This window comes from Microcystis sp. MC19 (assembly GCF_003019735.1).
In the GTDB taxonomy this organism is placed as follows: domain Bacteria; phylum Cyanobacteriota; class Cyanobacteriia; order Cyanobacteriales; family Microcystaceae; genus Microcystis.
Genome location: NZ_CP020664.1, coordinates 4,411,129 through 4,430,482, shown reverse-complemented (window position 1 = coordinate 4,430,482; position 19,354 = coordinate 4,411,129). Strand labels below are relative to the sequence as shown.

Annotated in this window: 16 protein-coding genes and 1 pseudogene; 12 read left to right on the top strand and 5 right to left on the bottom strand. The window is 40.9% G+C overall.

Features of this window, described 5'->3' with window-relative positions; genetic code table 11:
- Window positions 1–3: 3 nt before the first annotated feature.
- A protein-coding gene (locus B5D77_RS26045; protein ID WP_159036943.1) for an IS630-like element ISMae29 family transposase occupies window positions 4–1,142 on the bottom strand; the annotation gives its coding sequence in 2 pieces (ribosomal slippage) (window positions 4–710 and window positions 710–1,142; 1,140 coding nt in all).
- Window positions 1,143–1,266: 124 nt separating this feature from the next.
- Window positions 1,267–2,330, bottom strand: a protein-coding gene (locus B5D77_RS22445; protein WP_106908108.1) for an ISKra4 family transposase whose coding sequence is annotated in 2 segments (ribosomal slippage) — window positions 1,267–2,174 and window positions 2,174–2,330 — 1,065 coding nt in all. Because the reading frame shifts where the segments join, the coding sequence is not laid out codon by codon here.
- Window positions 2,331–2,639: 309 nt separating this feature from the next.
- Here B5D77_RS22445 and B5D77_RS26360 point away from each other — a divergent pair.
- The 6 genes and pseudogenes from B5D77_RS26360 to B5D77_RS22415 form a co-directional block, all read left to right on the top strand.
- Entirely contained in the window at window positions 2,640–2,801 is a 162-nt protein-coding gene (locus B5D77_RS26360) for a hypothetical protein (protein WP_173915188.1), read from the top strand.
- 3 nt (window positions 2,802–2,804) lie between these two features.
- Window positions 2,805–3,080 carry a hypothetical protein gene (locus B5D77_RS22440; RefSeq protein WP_106909680.1) on the top strand — a complete coding sequence of 92 codons (276 nt, stop codon included), beginning with the start codon at window positions 2,805–2,807 and terminating at the stop codon, window positions 3,078–3,080.
- 162 nt (window positions 3,081–3,242) lie between these two features.
- Window positions 3,243–4,457 carry an ISL3 family transposase gene (locus tag B5D77_RS22435; RefSeq protein ID WP_106908196.1) on the top strand — a complete coding sequence of 405 codons (1,215 nt, stop codon included), beginning with the start codon at window positions 3,243–3,245 and terminating at the stop codon, window positions 4,455–4,457.
- 133 nt (window positions 4,458–4,590) lie between these two features.
- The gene (locus B5D77_RS22430) at window positions 4,591–4,935 is read left to right on the top strand and encodes a hypothetical protein (RefSeq protein ID WP_106909679.1); all 345 of its coding nucleotides are present in this window, start codon (window positions 4,591–4,593) and stop codon (window positions 4,933–4,935) included.
- A gap of 278 nt (window positions 4,936–5,213) precedes the next feature.
- Window positions 5,214–5,507 carry a nucleotidyltransferase family protein gene (locus B5D77_RS22420; protein ID WP_002763046.1) on the top strand — a complete coding sequence of 98 codons (294 nt, stop codon included), beginning with the start codon at window positions 5,214–5,216 and terminating at the stop codon, window positions 5,505–5,507.
- Window positions 5,504–5,755: pseudogene (locus B5D77_RS22415) on the top strand (DUF86 domain-containing protein); the annotation flags it as partial. The gene B5D77_RS22420 and the pseudogene B5D77_RS22415, both read left to right, overlap by 4 nt.
- Window positions 5,756–5,809: 54 nt before the next feature.
- Here B5D77_RS22415 and B5D77_RS22410 read toward each other — a convergent pair.
- Window positions 5,810–6,873 (bottom strand): ISKra4 family transposase gene (locus tag B5D77_RS22410; RefSeq protein WP_106908108.1). Its coding sequence is split into 2 segments (ribosomal slippage): window positions 5,810–6,717 and window positions 6,717–6,873, totalling 1,065 coding nucleotides; the frame shifts between segments, so codons are not numbered across the junction.
- Window positions 6,874–7,456: 583 nt separating this feature from the next.
- Window positions 7,457–8,520, bottom strand: a protein-coding gene (locus B5D77_RS22405; RefSeq protein WP_106908108.1) for an ISKra4 family transposase whose coding sequence is annotated in 2 segments (ribosomal slippage) — window positions 7,457–8,364 and window positions 8,364–8,520 — 1,065 coding nt in all. Because the reading frame shifts where the segments join, the coding sequence is not laid out codon by codon here.
- A gap of 495 nt (window positions 8,521–9,015) precedes the next feature.
- Between B5D77_RS22405 and B5D77_RS26775 the strand changes: the two genes are divergently transcribed.
- From B5D77_RS26775 to B5D77_RS28215, 6 genes are all read left to right on the top strand, one after another.
- Window positions 9,016–9,972, top strand: coding sequence for an IS110 family transposase (locus B5D77_RS26775; RefSeq protein ID WP_216362947.1), 957 nt, complete (start codon window positions 9,016–9,018; stop codon window positions 9,970–9,972).
- 489 nt (window positions 9,973–10,461) lie between these two features.
- Window positions 10,462–10,956, top strand: a complete 495-nt coding sequence (locus tag B5D77_RS22400; RefSeq protein WP_052275774.1) for a tetratricopeptide repeat protein — start codon at window positions 10,462–10,464, stop codon at window positions 10,954–10,956.
- Between the two features lie 143 nt (window positions 10,957–11,099).
- Window positions 11,100–12,200 (top strand): S1C family serine protease, encoded by a 1,101-nt coding sequence (locus tag B5D77_RS22395; RefSeq protein ID WP_002736123.1) that lies wholly within the window; start codon window positions 11,100–11,102, stop codon window positions 12,198–12,200.
- A 59-nt stretch (window positions 12,201–12,259) separates the two neighbouring features.
- Window positions 12,260–12,868 carry a COP23 domain-containing protein gene (locus tag B5D77_RS22390; RefSeq protein ID WP_041803654.1) on the top strand — a complete coding sequence of 203 codons (609 nt, stop codon included), beginning with the start codon at window positions 12,260–12,262 and terminating at the stop codon, window positions 12,866–12,868.
- Between the two features lie 39 nt (window positions 12,869–12,907).
- Window positions 12,908–16,258, top strand: a complete 3,351-nt coding sequence (locus B5D77_RS22385) for a serine protease (protein ID WP_216824533.1) — start codon at window positions 12,908–12,910, stop codon at window positions 16,256–16,258.
- 24 nt (window positions 16,259–16,282) lie between these two features.
- Window positions 16,283–16,462 (top strand): hypothetical protein, encoded by a 180-nt coding sequence (locus B5D77_RS28215; protein ID WP_371515172.1) that lies wholly within the window; start codon window positions 16,283–16,285, stop codon window positions 16,460–16,462.
- Between the two features lie 321 nt (window positions 16,463–16,783).
- On the opposite strand, the gene B5D77_RS22375 is transcribed toward B5D77_RS28215, so the two are convergent.
- The gene (locus B5D77_RS22375; protein ID WP_106910051.1) at window positions 16,784–19,111 is read right to left on the bottom strand and encodes a tetratricopeptide repeat protein; all 2,328 of its coding nucleotides are present in this window, start codon (window positions 19,109–19,111) and stop codon (window positions 16,784–16,786) included.
- Window positions 19,112–19,354: the final 243 nt, after the last annotated feature.

Below are 19,354 nucleotides of genomic sequence, written 5' to 3'. Positions count from 1 at the left end.
CTGTCAAGTTTGAATTGAGGGATAGAGTTTTTTTAATTTAATACGAGCATCAGCATTAGTAAATCTCCAGTCAACTGAATTTGACTTTTCATTTCGATTTTCTTCCCATGCCTTAATTTCTTGTTTTAAACTATCCATGTCTGGGATACGACGATCGAGACATTGACGATTCAAAACGCTCAACTCAATTTCTGCCATATTTAACCAGCTGCCATGTTTGGGAGTGTAATGAAATTCGAGTTTATCTAAAATTCTCTTGGCCTCTTCCGGTTCAAAGGCTTTATATAATGAGGCTTTTACATGAGTATTTAAGTTGTCTTGAATTACTCTAATTTTCTGGGCATCCGGATAACGCTCATCAACCAAATATTTCATTTGGTGTGCATAATCGCTCGCCGTCCTTTGTTGTGTAACTTCTACATGTCGCCAACCTTGTAATGGTTCAAAAAACATAAACATATTGGCTACACCATTACGCTCATATTGATAGTCATACCTTTCTGGTTCTCTCGGTTCGGCTGGTATTTTCTCTTTTGTTTCTTTGACTAATTGTTTACAACTCTCATCAAAACACAGCCAGGGATTTTGCTGGTCATACTCACTATGATAAATATCCAAGACATCTTCCATGGCACAGACAAACTCCGCTGATTCTTTTGGGGGAATGACCCATGATTGATTCAGCCATGGTTTCAATTCATTTTTTTTAAGGTTTTTCTGATGGTTTCTCGTGATATTTTTTCCACATATTCAAGTTCGACCATTTTATCTGCCAGCATTTGAAGTGTCCATTTTGCTCGTCCCGTTGGTGTTTCACTACAAGCGATGGCAATCAGATCTGCTTCCTTTTCCCCATCGATAATTTTGGCACGGCGATGTTCTTGCTTTTTTCGAGTTAATGATGATTCAATTCCTGACTCGACAAATCTTTGTCGTACTCTCTCAATGGTGGCTTGAGCAACATTTAAGGCTTCACTAATTTTCGAGTCAGTCCAACCACCTTCCTGTTGATTGACGTCTGCTAAAAGCAGTATTCTGGCATGGTTCATTTTGTAAGCTGCTATTTTTCCTTTCTTGGTTAGCTGCTCGAGTTCAGTTCTTTCGGAGTCTGTTAGATCTACAATATATTTTTTCTTCGGCATTTTTTTGTCTGAAGTTGGATAACTTCTTCCAGATTAGCTCTTTTTTTATCCCTCAAAACAAAATTGATGGGGAGCATCTCACCTTTGCAATAAGTAGAAATGCTTAATGAGATCAATAAAAAAGTTAAAAAAGGCAACCATTTAGATAAGCACAGCGATGACGAAGGACTTGCGGTACATTACAAGATTGCCAACTTGCACCAGTAATTTTAAGACGATGAGCAATTTGTTTAATTTTTGATTCGACGGAGCCAGAGCCAATGGAAATCCCCTCTGCCTGCAAATAACCATAATTGACAATTCGATGTTTATGCTTGTTTAAATAAGTAATAAAATTCTCAACTTGCGGCTCTGACCATCCTTCACAACAAGAGATAGCGGCGTCCACGTCCCCCTTCCATAGAAAACATTTTACCTCCTCAATTCGCTGGAATGACCCGCCAACTTTATAGAGGTTTTCGATTAAATGATACCAATCCAATATTTCAATTCTTTCCTGTTTCTCTCCGATCTCACGAAATAAATTCCAGATACCATCATGTCCATCTCCTAAACAAATTAAAGGCTTGGCCAAAACTTGAGAATTAACCAAATCTAATAAAGCTGAGTTATCTTGAAAAAAAGCCGCTACCCCCAGTTGATGAAAACTCACTGCTTTATAATCACGCCAAATTAAGGCTTTTCCCTTGGCAGTTCTTAGTCGTACCTTACCGCCATCTAGGCTCATTTCTTCCACTTCCACTTCTGGGTTAGACGGTAATTCTTCAAAAGCATATCGATGTACGAGGCGTTGTTGGGTACTGTGAGAAACAGCAATCCCTGTCAATGATTTGATTTTCTGCGCCGATTTTTCGTAGGATTCATCGCCACTTAATAGCAAACAGTTCTTCTCTAACATTGGACTCATCTGAGTCCGAGACTTTATTTCTAATTTTTTCGCTTGTTTTTCTGTAATTGGTAATTCCCCCAAAATACTTTTCACTTTTCTCGTCCGACCGGCAGTTTCTTCTGTGCTTGTTTTGACAAAAAAATACCGATTTCTGGGTTAACATAATGAATCATTAAATCTCTGACTGTCTCCTCTATCTCTCCCAAGTTATTAAATTTCTTAATTTGGGATTGCTCATAGAGACATTGCCCTAACTCTTGACATAACTCTTTAATTCTTTTTTCATTTTCTGATAACATTGAATTATTCCTCCCATCGAGAGCTATTCTGAATTGTAAGTTATAACTATTATAATCTCATTTCTCTTTGTGATCAAGTTGAAGATTTTCTAGTTTTTGACTGCTATAAGTATTAATACTCATTGCATAAGTGAGATGCTCCCAATTGATGCTCTACTAGGTGCAGTCCCTAGCTTGGTTTGAGCGAATAAATATGTTGAAGAAAACCTCTCAATTCTCAGGAAAAGCGAAACCCAACAACCAACACCTAAATCTGTCTGAATCTTTTTGTTGGGTTTCCTTGGGTCAACCCAATCGACGATAATTGCTATGATTACTATAATCCATAGTCGTGGTCTTTTATATGCCAAATTAAAACAAACCAAAAAAGGAAAAATTGACCTACAACAAGCAGCTATAATATTCCGCCAACAGGATAATATGGCAACTTATGAAAAGGTGATGCAACTTTTACGCAAATTAGGGAGGTGACAAATGATAAAAACACCCATTGATTTATACCGTAGAGGTAATGCTACATCTCCCAGAATGGATCATGTTCGTCCTAACAAAGATATTGCTATCTATGAAAATAATGGGCAAATATGGGTAAAAGAAACCCTTGTTGATGGACAAACACCGGGGGGAATTTCGACCTTTTCCGTTCAGGGAATAGGAAACAACTGGTGGAAACTAGATCGGGGAATTTCTATTCCCAGTGAGCTAGAATTAATTAATGATCGAGGTAATCTGGCTCTTTGGGAATTGTGATGCAAATAATTAACTTAAAATAAAATTCGATGAGAGTACTTAATCTCAAAAGTAGCTGAAATCCATACGGGGAAGGACTTAAGGCACAAACAGGTTAATGCCAAAAGATAGACAATTGAGTTAAGATTTGATATAATAGCCAAAAACCAGAGTATTTTACTTATGATACTTGACAAATTTTTGAACCTAAAAGGAACGTCTATTCAAGGCTATCTACACCTAGAAAATATCGGTATAGTTTGCCGAATCGAATCGAAAAATCAAAAAGCAACCTGTCCTCATTGTGGGTTAGAGAGCGATAAACTCCACCAAAATCATCGACATTTAGTCAAAGATTTACCAATCTCAGGACAACCAGTGTACCTACAGGTTAATCGTCGTCAATTTAAGTGCGATAATTGTCGAAAACCCTTTAGTGAAGAGTTAGATTTTGTCGCCAAGAAACGAACCTATACGAAAAGACTAGCCGAGAATATACTCGAACAATTAAAAGAAGGAGATATTTTAAATGTTAGCCGAAGAAATGACGTAACGGAAGAAGAGATTCAAAGAATGATAGAGGACATCGCCGAAGAAATTACAGAGCCAGACCTATCGGAATTAAAAAGACTAGGAATTGATGAAATCGCTCTAGTCAAAGGGCAAAAAAATTACTGTGCAGTTTTAGTAAATTTAGATACGGGAAAACTAATAGCTATTCTAGAGAAGCGAACACAAGAAGAGTTGAGGGAAACGCTTACGGGATGGGGAAAAGAGGTGTTAGAGCAAATTGAAGAAGTGAGCATAGACCTTTGGTTGCCCTATAAAAATCTGGTGAAAGAATTGATGCCATCGGCCGAGGTAGTCGCTGATAGATTCCATGTAATGAAACAAATTAATCAAGAGTTAGACGAACAGAGAAGAGCAGAAAAAAGAGCGGTAGAAGCGCAGAAAAATAAAAAACAGAAAGCGGAAAAAGAAGCGAAGCTAGAAGTTTTAAAGCGAAGTAAATATAGCTTGTTAAAAAATGAAAAAGATTTAACGGAACCCCAAAAAATCAAACTAGAAGCTATCAAAGAAACTTTTCCAAATTTGAAAAAGATGCAGGAATTAAAGGAAGAATTTAGAAATATTTATGAAACCTCAGAGAATCCGACAGAGGGAATGCTATCCATCTCGGAATGGTTGGCAAAATCCTCCAGTGTTTTTACCAAGAGTTGTCAAACAATCCGAAACTGGTTTGGAGAAATAATTAGTTATTTTGAGCGAAGGACAACGAATGGGGTGGTCGAGGGAATCAACAATAAACTTAAACTAATAAAACGGAGAGGCTATGGCTTTAGAAACTTTCGGAATTTTTGGGTTAGAAGTATGTTGTCTTGGCATCTTGTCTGTTGATTTAGCATAAAGAGTAACGAAGAGCCGGTAATCACTGGTTATGGAAACCCTTATTTCCTATGTCAATAGAAACCTATCAACAAGCCTTAAGGGTAATTGGTGAATTTTTTTATCGTGTAAGTTGAGGTAAACTATGAAAACTCTATCATTTAAAGACATCCAATTTATTATCGAAGCTCTCGAATCCCTTCTCAAAAATTATAGTGACCGTATTCAACAAATAGAAGCTCTCGAAAACTATGAAGATGAAATTTCGGACTTAAGTAATGATTCTTTATTTTTACAAGAATTAATTACTGACTTACAAAATCAACAAACACAAGAATTGGCTCTACTTGTGCCTGAATTTGATTTAAGAAAAATGCCTTTACAAACATTAATTAAACAAGGAAAAAACCTGTCAATTGAGGAAAAATTAATCTTATTGGAATCTCTAACTTCATCAATCCGCGAAGAATATAATCTAATGCGAACCTGAAATGAGAAATCAATGATTACTTATTTAGCCACCGTTCATAAAGTCAGTAGTCGTTGTCTTTTATATGCCAAATTAAAACAAACCGAAAAAGCAAAAATTGATCTATAACAAGCAGCTATATTATTCCACCAACAGAATAATATGGCAACTGATGAAAAGGTGATGCAATTTTTGCAGCAATTAGGGCAATAAGTGGGGGGGTGAGTTATCAGTATTTAGTTTTTTCTAGTCTAGTCTGTTAATTGTTCATTAAAAACCTTCGGGAGGGATGTTATTTTATGACCTTAAAACAACTCATACAAGACAAACGAGAGGATATACTAAAAATTGCCACCAAACATGGTGCTTTTAATGTGCGTGTATTTGGTTCCGTTGCTAGAGGAGAGGAAACCGAAAATAGTGATATTGATTTTTTAATTGATTATGATTTAGCTAAAACGTCCCCTTGGTTTCCCGGTGGATTATTAGTTGATTTAGAGGCTCTCTTAGGGTGTAAAGTGGATGTAGTAACTGAAAAAAGCCTTCATCATCTAATTAAACAGCGAATCTTAAAGGAGGCAATTAAGTTATGAATGAAGATCAAGTTTATCTTGAATATATTTTAGACTGTATTGATAAAATTAAGGACTATTCCCAAGGAGGAAAACAGGAGTTTTTTGCTAATTCAATGATCAGCGATGCTATCATTAGACGCTTACAAACTTTGGCAGAATCAACTCAAAGGCTTTCGGAGGAATTAAAGGCAAATATTCCCAATGTTGACTGGCGTAATATTTCTGGTTTTAGGAATATTTTAGTACATGATTATTTAGGGGGAATGGGAGCATCTCACCTTTGCAATAAGTAGAAATGCTTAATGAGATCAATAAAAAAGTTAAAAAAGGCAACCATTTAGATAAGCACAGCGATGACGAAGGACTTGCGGTACATTACAAGATTGCCAACTTGCACCAGTAATTTTAAGACGATGAGCAATTTGTTTAATTTTTGATTCGACGGAGCCAGAGCCAATGGAAATCCCCTCTGCCTGCAAATAACCATAATTGACAATTCGATGTTTATGCTTGTTTAAATAAGTAATAAAATTCTCAACTTGCGGCTCTGACCATCCTTCACAACAAGAGATAGCGGCGTCCACGTCCCCCTTCCATAGAAAACATTTTACCTCCTCAATTCGCTGGAATGACCCGCCAACTTTATAGAGGTTTTCGATTAAATGATACCAATCCAATATTTCAATTCTTTCCTGTTTCTCTCCGATCTCACGAAATAAATTCCAGATACCATCATGTCCATCTCCTAAACAAATTAAAGGCTTGGCCAAAACTTGAGAATTAACCAAATCTAATAAAGCTGAGTTATCTTGAAAAAAAGCCGCTACCCCCAGTTGATGAAAACTCACTGCTTTATAATCACGCCAAATTAAGGCTTTTCCCTTGGCAGTTCTTAGTCGTACCTTACCGCCATCTAGGCTCATTTCTTCCACTTCCACTTCTGGGTTAGACGGTAATTCTTCAAAAGCATATCGATGTACGAGGCGTTGTTGGGTACTGTGAGAAACAGCAATCCCTGTCAATGATTTGATTTTCTGCGCCGATTTTTCGTAGGATTCATCGCCACTTAATAGCAAACAGTTCTTCTCTAACATTGGACTCATCTGAGTCCGAGACTTTATTTCTAATTTTTTCGCTTGTTTTTCTGTAATTGGTAATTCCCCCAAAATACTTTTCACTTTTCTCGTCCGACCGGCAGTTTCTTCTGTGCTTGTTTTGACAAAAAAATACCGATTTCTGGGTTAACATAATGAATCATTAAATCTCTGACTGTCTCCTCTATCTCTCCCAAGTTATTAAATTTCTTAATTTGGGATTGCTCATAGAGACATTGCCCTAACTCTTGACATAACTCTTTAATTCTTTTTTCATTTTCTGATAACATTGAATTATTCCTCCCATCGAGAGCTATTCTGAATTGTAAGTTATAACTATTATAATCTCATTTCTCTTTGTGATCAAGTTGAAGATTTTCTAGTTTTTGACTGCTATAAGTATTAATACTCATTGCATAAGTGAGATGCTCCCGGGGGAATTGACCTTAATACAGTTTGGGAGGTGGTAGAAAATTATTTGGATGATTTGAAAGAACAGATTTTAAGGCATCTAGAATCAGTTTCTTAGGTTGGGTTGAGCGAATAAATATGTTAAAGAAAACCTCTTAATTCTCAGGAAAAGCGCAACCCAACACCCAAAATCTAAATCTGTCTGAATCTTTTTTTTGGGTTTCCTTGGGTGTATTGTTGGGTTTCCTTACGTCAACCCAACCTACTTTAGTTTCCTTGGGTGTATTGTTGGGTTTCCTGACGTCAACCCAGCCTACAGTTTTGTAGGTTGGGTTGAGCGAATAAATATGTTAAGGAAAACCTCTCAATTCTCAAGGAAAAGCGAAACCCAACACCCAAAATCTAAAGGGAGCATCTCACCTTTGCAATAAGTAGAAATGCTTAATGAGATCAATAAAAAAGTTAAAAAAGGCAACCATTTAGATAAGCACAGCGATGACGAAGGACTTGCGGTACATTACAAGATTGCCAACTTGCACCAGTAATTTTAAGACGATGAGCAATTTGTTTAATTTTTGATTCGACGGAGCCAGAGCCAATGGAAATCCCCTCTGCCTGCAAATAACCATAATTGACAATTCGATGTTTATGCTTGTTTAAATAAGTAATAAAATTCTCAACTTGCGGCTCTGACCATCCTTCACAACAAGAGATAGCGGCGTCCACGTCCCCCTTCCATAGAAAACATTTTACCTCCTCAATTCGCTGGAATGACCCGCCAACTTTATAGAGGTTTTCGATTAAATGATACCAATCCAATATTTCAATTCTTTCCTGTTTCTCTCCGATCTCACGAAATAAATTCCAGATACCATCATGTCCATCTCCTAAACAAATTAAAGGCTTGGCCAAAACTTGAGAATTAACCAAATCTAATAAAGCTGAGTTATCTTGAAAAAAAGCCGCTACCCCCAGTTGATGAAAACTCACTGCTTTATAATCACGCCAAATTAAGGCTTTTCCCTTGGCAGTTCTTAGTCGTACCTTACCGCCATCTAGGCTCATTTCTTCCACTTCCACTTCTGGGTTAGACGGTAATTCTTCAAAAGCATATCGATGTACGAGGCGTTGTTGGGTACTGTGAGAAACAGCAATCCCTGTCAATGATTTGATTTTCTGCGCCGATTTTTCGTAGGATTCATCGCCACTTAATAGCAAACAGTTCTTCTCTAACATTGGACTCATCTGAGTCCGAGACTTTATTTCTAATTTTTTCGCTTGTTTTTCTGTAATTGGTAATTCCCCCAAAATACTTTTCACTTTTCTCGTCCGACCGGCAGTTTCTTCTGTGCTTGTTTTGACAAAAAAATACCGATTTCTGGGTTAACATAATGAATCATTAAATCTCTGACTGTCTCCTCTATCTCTCCCAAGTTATTAAATTTCTTAATTTGGGATTGCTCATAGAGACATTGCCCTAACTCTTGACATAACTCTTTAATTCTTTTTTCATTTTCTGATAACATTGAATTATTCCTCCCATCGAGAGCTATTCTGAATTGTAAGTTATAACTATTATAATCTCATTTCTCTTTGTGATCAAGTTGAAGATTTTCTAGTTTTTGACTGCTATAAGTATTAATACTCATTGCATAAGTGAGATGCTCCCAAATCTAAATCTGTCTGAATCTTTTTTTTGGGTTTCCTTGGGTCTATTGTTGGGTTTCCTTACGTCAACCCAACCTACTTTAGTTTCCTTGGGTGTATTGTTGGGTTTCCTGACGTCAACCCAACCTTGTATATTGAGAGAGGTGGTAGACCGTCCCAACCTTGGTCGGAAAAGACCGCTTCGTAGCAAGGGTCACCACCATAATCTCCCTGACAAAACTCGAACAGTCGCCGGGGTCGTGGCGAAAACAATCAATTGTTAAGCTAAGAGACCGTATCGGGCAAGGATGAGTAAAATCAAGGGGATGCTCTCCAAAAGAACCATTAATCCCGCCAATTTCTCAGGTTTAATCATGGAAAATATCTCTCAATGGGTAGGCATTGACATTAGTAAAGCGACCCTAGATGTTTACCTTCGTCCCCTCAGTAAAGCGATGAAAGTTGCTAACACAAAGGAGGACATATCTAAACTGGTCGAAACCCTAAAATCCTACACTGTCAACCTCATCGTTCTGGAAGCAACAGGAGGTTTAGAAACTGAACTGGTGATTCAATTACAAGAAGCGGATTTACCTGTAGCCTTAATCAATCCCCGTCAAGGAAGAGACTTTGCTAAAGCCACTGGTAAATTAGCCAAAACCGATGCCATTGACGCTCAAATTTTAGCTCATTTTGGCGAAGCAATGCAACCGCAAATATTAGCGGTTGAGTCGGAAGAATCTCGTCAATTGGGCGACTTAATTAGTCGTCGCCGGCAACTTGTCGAGATGCGGACTGCCGAAAAAAACCGACGGGAACGCGCTCGCGGTAAAGCTTTGGTCGATATCGAAGCCCATCTTGAGTATCTCGATAACTGCCTCGAAAAACTCAATCAAGAAATTGAGGAATTGACCCAAGCTAACCAACAATGGCTCGAGAAAGTCAATTTACTCAAAACCGTGCCGGGGATTGGTCAAGTAATTTCTACTACTCTCGTCTCCGACTTACCAGAACTCGGTCAATTAACCGCCAAACAAATCTCTCGCTTAGTCGGTGTCGCACCGATTAATCATGATAGTGGTCAACATAAAGGTAAGCGAATGATTCAGGGAGGTCGCGCTCAGATTCGGGCGACTCTTTACATGGGAGCGGTGGTAGCTATGCGTCATAATCCGGTGATTAAAACCTTTTACGAACGCCTAGTCGGACGCGGTAAATCAAAAAAACTGGCTCTGACTGCTTGTGTGCGGAAAATCTTAGTTATTCTTAATGCAATGGTTCGCCAAAATCAGCCTTGGCAGCTTGCTGACAATTTACCACCTTGTTCCTAGAGATTCACACTTTTTGTTATCTCTGATCAAGGGTTGCGCTTGCTTTGGTTTAACCTGAGCGACTTAGTTTTTGCTGCGCTTTTTTCTGGCTTGAGATTTTAGGTTCGACAGCAACTCCTTGATTGTTTTTTGAGTTACCCCTTGACAATCAAGACAGTCGCTACTTTAGTTTCCTTGGGTGTATTGTTGGGTTTCCTTACTACAGTTTTGTAGGTTGGGTTGAGCGAATAAATATGTTAAGGAAAACCTCTCAATTCTCAAGGAAAAGCGAAACCCAACACCCAAAATCTAAATCTGTCTGAATCTTTTTTTTGGGTTTCCTTGGGTCTATTGTTGGGTTTCCTTACTTTGATAGCAAGGATTGCATGGCATCTTTCCTATTCTGATCTGACAACGCCAAAAAAATTGATCGCCCTATCCTGCATATTTCCAAAAAAGCAACCGATGAATTAGGTAGAAGCTCAAATCACCCTCACCGAGGAACTACCCATGAAATCCTTTGCCCTTCTCACCACCGTCAGTCTAATCGGCCTCTCCACCCTCGCGACTGTTCGCCCCGTCATCGCCCTAGAGAGCCGACAACCAGCCGAAACCCTGATCGCTCAAACGAACTACAAAGAAGCGATCGCCCACTTTAACCGGGGAATTAACTACATCCAACAGGAAAAATATGATCTCGCCGTCGCTCAATTCACCAGAGCGATCGAACTCGATCCGGACTATGCCGAAGCTTACCTCGGTCGGGGCATGATTTACACGATTCGCGAACAATGGCGACCGGCGTTTCAAGACCTGAACACCGCGATCCGACTAAACCCCCGCGCTGCCTACGCTTACCATTTCCGCGGATACGTCCATCTCGCATTTAACCAGAGACAAAATGCGATCGCCGATCTAACAACGGCCGCCGAATTATTTCGCCAGCAGGGAAACACAGAAATGTACAACAGCGCCATAGAAGCACTACGGCAGATAGGTGCGTAAGTTGCAAGGGAGAGCGATCGCTCTCCCCCTCTAAACTTTTGTGAAAAAAGCAACCTGAGGACTTAAAACTTGATCGCATAATTGGGAAAAAACCAACGATAACATCCTTGCAAGTATCCCTCGACTAAAGAGGAGCCAACCCGATGAAACCAATTACTTTCACCCTATCGGTGCTACTGGCCACCACTGGCCTACTCGTTCAACCCGGAGGCTTCCTGATGGAAAACATTCCACCCATCCTCGCGCAGGAGCAGACCGCTTCTAGAGTCTATCAGAAAGCCAGCCCCGCCGTCGTCACCGTCAAAAATGGCAGCGGCCACGGTAGCGGCTTTCTCGTCAGTCCCGACGGTATCATCATTACCAACGCCCACGTTGTTGCGGACGGACCGCGGGTGGTGACGGTGAAATTTTCCAACGGACAGCAGGCCTCGGCAGACGTGATCGGCTTCGCTAAAAATGGCGTGGATTTAGCCGTCCTGCGGATTTATAACCGCCAAAACCTGCCCTATCTTCCCCTCGCCCGTGCGAACTCCGCCAAAGTCGGCGAAAGCGTTTTCGCCATCGGCACACCCTTAAACGAGGACTATCAAAACACCCTCACCCAGGGCATTATCAGCCGTCTCGACCCCGAAAAAGGCATTGTGCAACACAACGCTAATATCAACAAAGGCAATTCCGGCGGGCCGCTTTTGAATTCACGGGGGGAAGTGGTGGGGGTTAACGTCGCAGGCGATATCGGGAGTTACGTTTACGACGGTGCGGGAAACCCGATCGGCCTTACCCAGAGCGGCATTAATTTCGCCGTTTCCCTCGATCGCCTGCAAGCTTTCCTCACCGCAGTTAAAACAGGTGATGTCTCCACCGTCTCAACATTAGGACAGGACGATCGGATACAGTTACTCGCCCTCCCTCTTAACGGTCAGACCGTTCAAGGCAACTTGACCAAAGACCAAAACGAGCAATATTACGGGTTCGAGGGTCGTGCCGGACAGAAAATCGTTCTGGATATGAACAGCAACGAGATCGCTCCCTATCTTGTCCTCTATCGCGTTCTCCAATCTTCCGAGGGGACAAAATACCCACAGGTCGCCCGTAGTGACCAGCGTGTTGATCGCGCCCCCGGGGATTTTAACGCTCGACTTGTAACCGAATTACCCGCCGATGGAGTTTATATCCTAGTGGCTACCTCTCGCGAAGGGGGTGAATCGGGTCGCTACACCCTCAACGCCGCCGCTAACCCTTAAATAATCCCATTTTGACCCTAATCACGATTCTAATCCCTATTTTCTGAGGAACTATCCCTATGAACTCTAGACATATTTCCCACCGTCTCGCTTGCGTCGGCCTCCTCGCCACTGTCCTCCTCGGTGGTATCGCCCCCGGTTTCAGCCAATCGACCACCCCGAATGGCGTCACCTTCTTCTGTAAAGAGGTGTTCGATCGCGCATCGGGAGGAAAAATACCCGCTACCCTGGCTTGGATTCCCCAAAGGAGCGGCAATGTGCGGATTATCGGCTGGAAATCGGAATATTTCTCCAAACGTTCCCCGGTTCGTTGCGAGGAAGTCACGAAAAAATTCCAGGAAGCATATAATCAAGGGCGTTTTAACTATCTCACCACCGGCCGGGCGAAGGGATACCCGATCATCTGCAGCGTTTCACGATCCGGCGATCCCTGCGATGGTAATAGCCAACTTTTTACCCTTAAACCCCACGATAATCCAGATTTAGTCTTGCAACAACTCATGGACATCCTAGAGGGGAAAAGCTCGGATATGCTCCTCCAGAATTCCGGAGATAAAACCTATATCTCGATGACGGAGTTTTTCGCCAAAGCACCACTCGCCGATCGCGACGCACCCTGTGGTACGAGATCTGCTGGCCCGCAAAATAATTGCGTTCCCACCCGCTAGAATTTTCGCTGTTTTACCCCGAATTTCCCCATAATAACCATGTTGAAACCCTTTCCCCTACTCCTAAGCCTCCTACTTCTGCCCGTCGTACCGGTTAAAGCGCTATCCCCTTTCTCTGCTCCGGCGATCGTGGCGGAAGACAGCCCAAACGCGCAGATCGAGCGATCGATCCGTCAAGTCACTGTTAAGATTACTAGCGAGATAAATCGGGGATCGGGAATCATTATCGGGAAAAAAGGCAGTATATACCTCGTTTTGACCAACGCTCACGTTACCCGCGGCGCGACCACCCTACAGATCCAAACCCACGACGGCCAAACCCGCACAGCCTCGATCGCGCCGAATTCCCTTTTAAAAGATAAGGATCTGGCCCTGGTGGAGTTTAGCGATACCCGGGATTATCCGATCGCTAAAATTCGCGCCATTTCCCCGGATGCGGAACTAGATATCACCGTAACCGGTTATTCCGCAGAAACGGGGCAGTACACCACCGATAACGGGAAAATTGAACAAACAAGCGATCGACCCCTCCGGGAGGGCTACAGCGTCGGTTATAGTGGCGATATCGTGCAGGGAATGAGCGGCGGTGGTATCTTTTTCGAGGATGAGTTAATCGGCATTAACGGGCGATCGGCCCATCCGATTCTCTCTAACTACATCTACGAAGACGGTACAAAACCCACAGACGCAGAAATCCAACAGATGAGAGCGGTTAACTGGGGCATTCCCCTTCATACCCTATTAACCTACATCCGTCCCGAAATCCTCAGCGCCTATAACCTACCCCTACCGCAGGTGAACCCCGATATAGAAACCACCGTCTATACTGGTTATATCGCCAAATTAGAAGCGAAAGCGAAGGGTTTCACCGTCCGGATTGATAGTAGCAGTACAGCCAATGGAAGTGGCGTAATTATTGCTAAAAAAGGCAATATTTACACGGTTTTAACCGCAGACCATGTATTATGTGAGAAGGAAGAAAGTCAAGATGCTGCAAGTAAACCTTGTCCCGATAACACCTACACCGTCGTCACCAGCGACGGCAAAACTCGAAACATCGAGAAAAGCACCATCATCCGGCAGGAAGGGGTAGATTTAGCAGTTTTTCAGTTTGAAAGCCTGGACAATTATCCCGTTGCGGAAATAGCGAATTATAACCCAAATACCGATGATTTTGTTTTTGCGGCAGGCTTCCCCAAAATTGGCGACAATCCCTCGAAATGGTTGTTTAGTGGAGGTAGAATCAAAGATCAAGAAATGGGATTATTAGGAACCCGCCAAAATGACTTAAGCAATGAACAAGGGGCAGTATTAAAAAGTGTCAGTTCTTTAACTGGAGGGTATGAATTAGTTTATACTAGCATCACATTTGGGGGAATGAGTGGTGGTGCAGTCTTAGACTCTCAGGGGAGAGTAATAGGGATTCATGGACGTTCAGAAGGAGCAGGGGGGGGGAAAATTCAGTTAGGGTTTAGTTTGGGGATTCCCATTAGCACTTTTATCGGATTGCAAGAAAGATTGAAGGTAAAACCGCAATTATTAACCACTGCTCAACCCCAAGTTAGTCCGCAACAACAACAAGAAATTATTCAAGCGATTGCTGGTGTTATTGTCCCTAATACCAATGCGAAGGCGGATATTTGGATACAAAGGGGGGGACAATTATGGCGGTTACGGAGGTCTGAGGAAGCAATTAAAGCCTTTGATGAGGCGATTAAGCAAAATGACCCCGATAATGTCTATTTAGCCTGGTATGGGAAGGGATTAGCGTTATTTCAATTACGCGAACATCAACCAGCTATAGAAGCTTTGCAACAAGCGATTAATACCTTACCTAAAGGGGAAGATTTAAAGGAGTTTCACAGTAGTATTTTACAACTGCAAAGTAATGTTTATGCCGTTTTAGGTGGCTTCTCAAAAAGTGCTGGTAGAGAAAGAGAAGCCAGAGAAAATTATGAGCAAGCATTAACCGTGATTAATCAGGCGATTTCTCTGTTTCCCAATAGTCCTAAATCCTATATAATGAAAGGGTCAGTATTAGATAGTTTAGAACGCTATGATGAGGGATTAGCTGCGATTAATCAGGCAATTGATCTCGCTCCTCGTGCTTTGTGGTATGTGATTCGAGCGAGGTACTATTTCTTACAACAAAAATACGAATTAGCTTTAGATGACCATAACAAAGCTATTGAACTTAATCCTAATTATGCTATGGCTTACTCTGTTCGAGCGTTGCACTATTCCTCCCAACAAAAATACGATTTAGCTTTAGATGACTACAACAAAGCTATTGAACTTAATCCTAATTATGGTTTATATTATAGAGGGCGGGGGCTTAATTACCTTCTCCAACAAAAATACGATTTAGCTTTAGCTGACTTCAACAAAGCCATTGACATTAATCCTAATGATGCTGTGGCTTACGAGGCTCGGGGTCATCTTTACTCTTACCAACAAAAATACGATTTAGCCCTCTCTGACTTCAACAAAGCTATTGACCTTAATCGTAATTTTGCTAAGGCTTACGAGAATCGTGGGAATCTTTACCGTCGCCAACAAAAATACGAATTAGCTTTAGCTGATTACAACAAAGCTATTGACATTAATCCTAATGATGCTGGTGCTTACGCCAGTCGGGGGAATCTTTACTCTGACTTGCAGAAATACGAATTAGCTTTAGCTGATTACAACAAAGCTATTGACATTAATTCTGATGATGTTTTTTCGGCTTACTTCTATCGGGGGATTTTTTACCATCGCCAACAAAAATATGATTTAGCTTTGGCTGACCTCAACAAAGCTATTGAACTTAATTCAAATTTTAGTCACTTTTACTTCGTTCGGGGTATTCTTCACGAAAACAAAGAAAAATACGAATTAGCTTTAGCTGACTACAGCAAAGCCATTGAACTTGATTCTAATTATGCTGTGGCTTACTACAATCGGGGGGAGCTTTACCGTCTCCAAAAAAAATACGATTTAGCTTTAGCTGACTACAGCAAAGCCATTGACATTAATCCTAATTATGCTAATGCTTACTACAATCGGGGGCTTCTTTACTCTGACTTGCAGAAATACGAATTAGCTTTAGCTGACTACAGCAAAGCCATTGACATTAATCCTAATTATGCTATGGCTTACTACAATCGGGGGCTTCTTTACTATAACCAGCAGAAGTACGATTTAGCCCTCTCTGACTACAGCAAAGCTATTGACATTAATCCTAATTATGCTGACGCTTACAACAATCGGGGGGTTGTTTACTATAACTTGCAGAAATACGATTTAGCTTTAGCTGACTACAACCAAGCTATTAGAATTAATCCTAATTATGCTCAAGCTTACTACAATCGGGGGCTTCTTTACTATAACTTGCAGAAATACGATTGAGCCCTCTCTGACTACAGCAAAGCTATTGAAATTAATCCTAATTTGGCTCAAGCTTACTTAGGTCGTGGTGGTTTATATGCCATATTAGGACAACCCGAAAAAGCAAAAATTGATCTACAACAAGCAGCTATATTATTCCTCCAACAGAATAATATGGCTGCTTATGAAAAGGTGATGCAGATTTTACAACAATTAGGGGGATAAGTTTCGTAGGTTGGGTTGAGCGAATAAATATGTTAAAGAAAACCTCTCAATTCTCAGGGAAAGCGAAACCCAACACCCAACACCTAAATCCGTCTGAATCTTTTTGTTGGGTTTCCTTGGGTCTATTGTTGGGTTTCCTTACGTCAACCCAACCTACGGTAGTTTCCTTGGGTCTATGGTTGGGTTTCCTTACGTCAACCCAACCTTGTATGATGATTAGCGGCTAATTGATCGGCAATAAGAGACTCCCCCGCTCTTTGAAGGCTTGAAATAGCCAAGTCTTGAAGTCTTTGTCAAAAATTAGCTTATTTTTTCGAGAAATTACTGCATTTTTAACATCCATTCTACCGCGCGTTCATAAAGTTCTAAATTACCAGTTTTTATCAAAGCATTAGCGGCTTTTTGCAAATAGTTAAGGCTCGCTACTCGACTACTAGGATTTTTATCGTCGTAGGTGGCAAGCGCCAAATTATAATAAGCTTCGCCATAATTTGGCTGATAAGTAATTGCTAATTGATAATCGGTGATCGCTGCCTTCTTATCGCCCATTTTTTCCTTAACTAAACCTCGATTATAGTAAGCTTCAGCATAGTTAGACTGGAGAGAAATAGCCATATTTAAATCCTCCAAAGCACTGGCATTATCTCCCAAATCAAAGCGAATAACTCCCCGGTTATTATAGGCAATAGGATTATTGGAATTCAAGCTAACTGCCTTATCTAAATCCTCTAAAGCACCCTCCTTATCCCCAGTTTGTCGTCGAATAATACCACGATTATTATAGGCGATCGGATTCTCCGATATTCTCGGTGTTACTTGTACATTATCGGGAATAGTAGCGGTATCAGTGCGTGCATTTCCCCGATTACTATACGCTGTCACATCGATAGGATTAATGCTCAAAGATTGCAGGTAATCTGTAATCGCTACTTGGTCATCTCCCACGTCAGCGCTACTATTACCACGACTATAGAAAATTCTCGCATCACGGACTTTTTGTAGGAATACATTATAATCCTCGATCGCTCCCTGTTTGTCCCCTTTTTCAAAACGCGCATTGGCCCGTTTATGATACCCTTCTGGATCGTTAGGATAGGCAACTATATAAGTAGTATAATCTCTTTCGGCCGCAGCAAAATTTTTCAGAGCAAAATAAGCATCTCCCCGGGCTTGAGCATGACAAGAGAGGTTATAATTAGGACGAAAATCGGTTTCTCTGGAGTTATAAAAATAATTTTTGTCGGCAGATTCTCGGATATTTTCGCTACAGACAGAGCGAGAAGTAAAACTAGGTGTATTGATACGATCATCTTGGGCTAAGGCAATATTATAATTATCTACTGCCTCCTGATAACGCCCCAATTTATACAGCACTAATCCCCGATGATAGTGAGCGGCTGCATCATGACGATTTCGTGCCACTGCCGCAGTAAAATCCTCTAAAGCTCCTGCGTATTCTTGATATTTATTGGCCCGCATTAACCCCCGATATACATAAGCTTTTGCGTCTTGGGGTTGCAGATAAATTGCTTGGTTATAATCTTGAATTGCCCCTTGATTATTGTTGAGTCTTAGGTGAGCATAACCCCGTTTAAGAAATGCTCTAGCATGGGGAAGTTTATCGTAGTTGGGATTAATACGAATGACAAGTGCTAAATCTTTGATGGCTCCATTATAATACTCGATCGCTGTTTGATACCCTTGGGGGGAATTAGAAGATAAGTTGGCTAATTCTACTTCCTCGTCAGCGATTTCAATTTGTACTCTAGCACGGTTTTGATAACTGCTAGGAGCATTCTTGGCTAAAAATAAGTTAGGTGAGCATTTTAAGACGATTTTGTAATCCTTAAAAGCTTCTCTTTTGCCGCCTATCTTTTCTAATGCTATGGCCCGATTATAATAGCCTTCAATTAGATCGGGTTGGTATGAAATAGCCAGGTCATAATCTTTGATGGCCGCCGCATAATTGCCTAAGTGAGAGTAAAGGTTTCCTCGATGATAATAGCCGCGATAATTTTCAGTTTCATAACCGATGAAACGCTGGTAATAATCTAAAGCCAAGGATTGATGACCGAGCAAAGAGGCAATAACTGCTAGGTTAAAGTAAACTTCGCTTTTATTGGGATTATATTTAAAGGCTTGCTGAAAATCTGATCGAGCAGCTTCTAATAATTTTAGCTGACGCTGCTCCTTGGCCATGGCTAAATTTAACACACCTCTTTGATAATAGGCTTGGGCTAGTAACTCTCGATCTTTGAATCCGGGAGCATTATAATTACTATACCAAATGTATTGACTGAAATCATCGATCGCACCTTTTTGATCGTTGATTTTTTCTCGCGCCATTCCCCGTTGAAGATAAAGTCTAATCGTACTAGGATCACTAGGATAGACTCGCAGAGTGGCCGAATAATTAGCAATTTCTCTTTTCAGAGCATTAGTATCAACTTCTTCCCTAGAAATGACAGGACATTGCAGGTTTTCTACTGCTTTAACCGAGCTAACTTCTAAACCAAATAATTCCCAAAACAACAGGGGAGACAATAAAAATATTTTTTTCAAAAGCTTGACATTTAAACTATTTTGTGCTAGAGGAGTGGCCAGGGCTTGATCTGTTGGGGTTTTAGGGATTAAGGATTGTTGTGGCATGATGATTAAAAAAATTTGTAGTAAACTCAAATCTGAATTGCATCACTATCCGATCATATTTAATAAAATACCTCAAAGGGGGTTAGATAGTCAAGACACTTTCGGGGCTGATTGTTAATTGACTCCACAACTTTTGCGACTTCCTGCCGTTGGCTATCCTAGACTGGTTATGGCAAATTATTAGTTTTAATGAGCTTAAAAACTTAGATAGTATAGAATTGTACAAAGTAAAAATATTTTTTA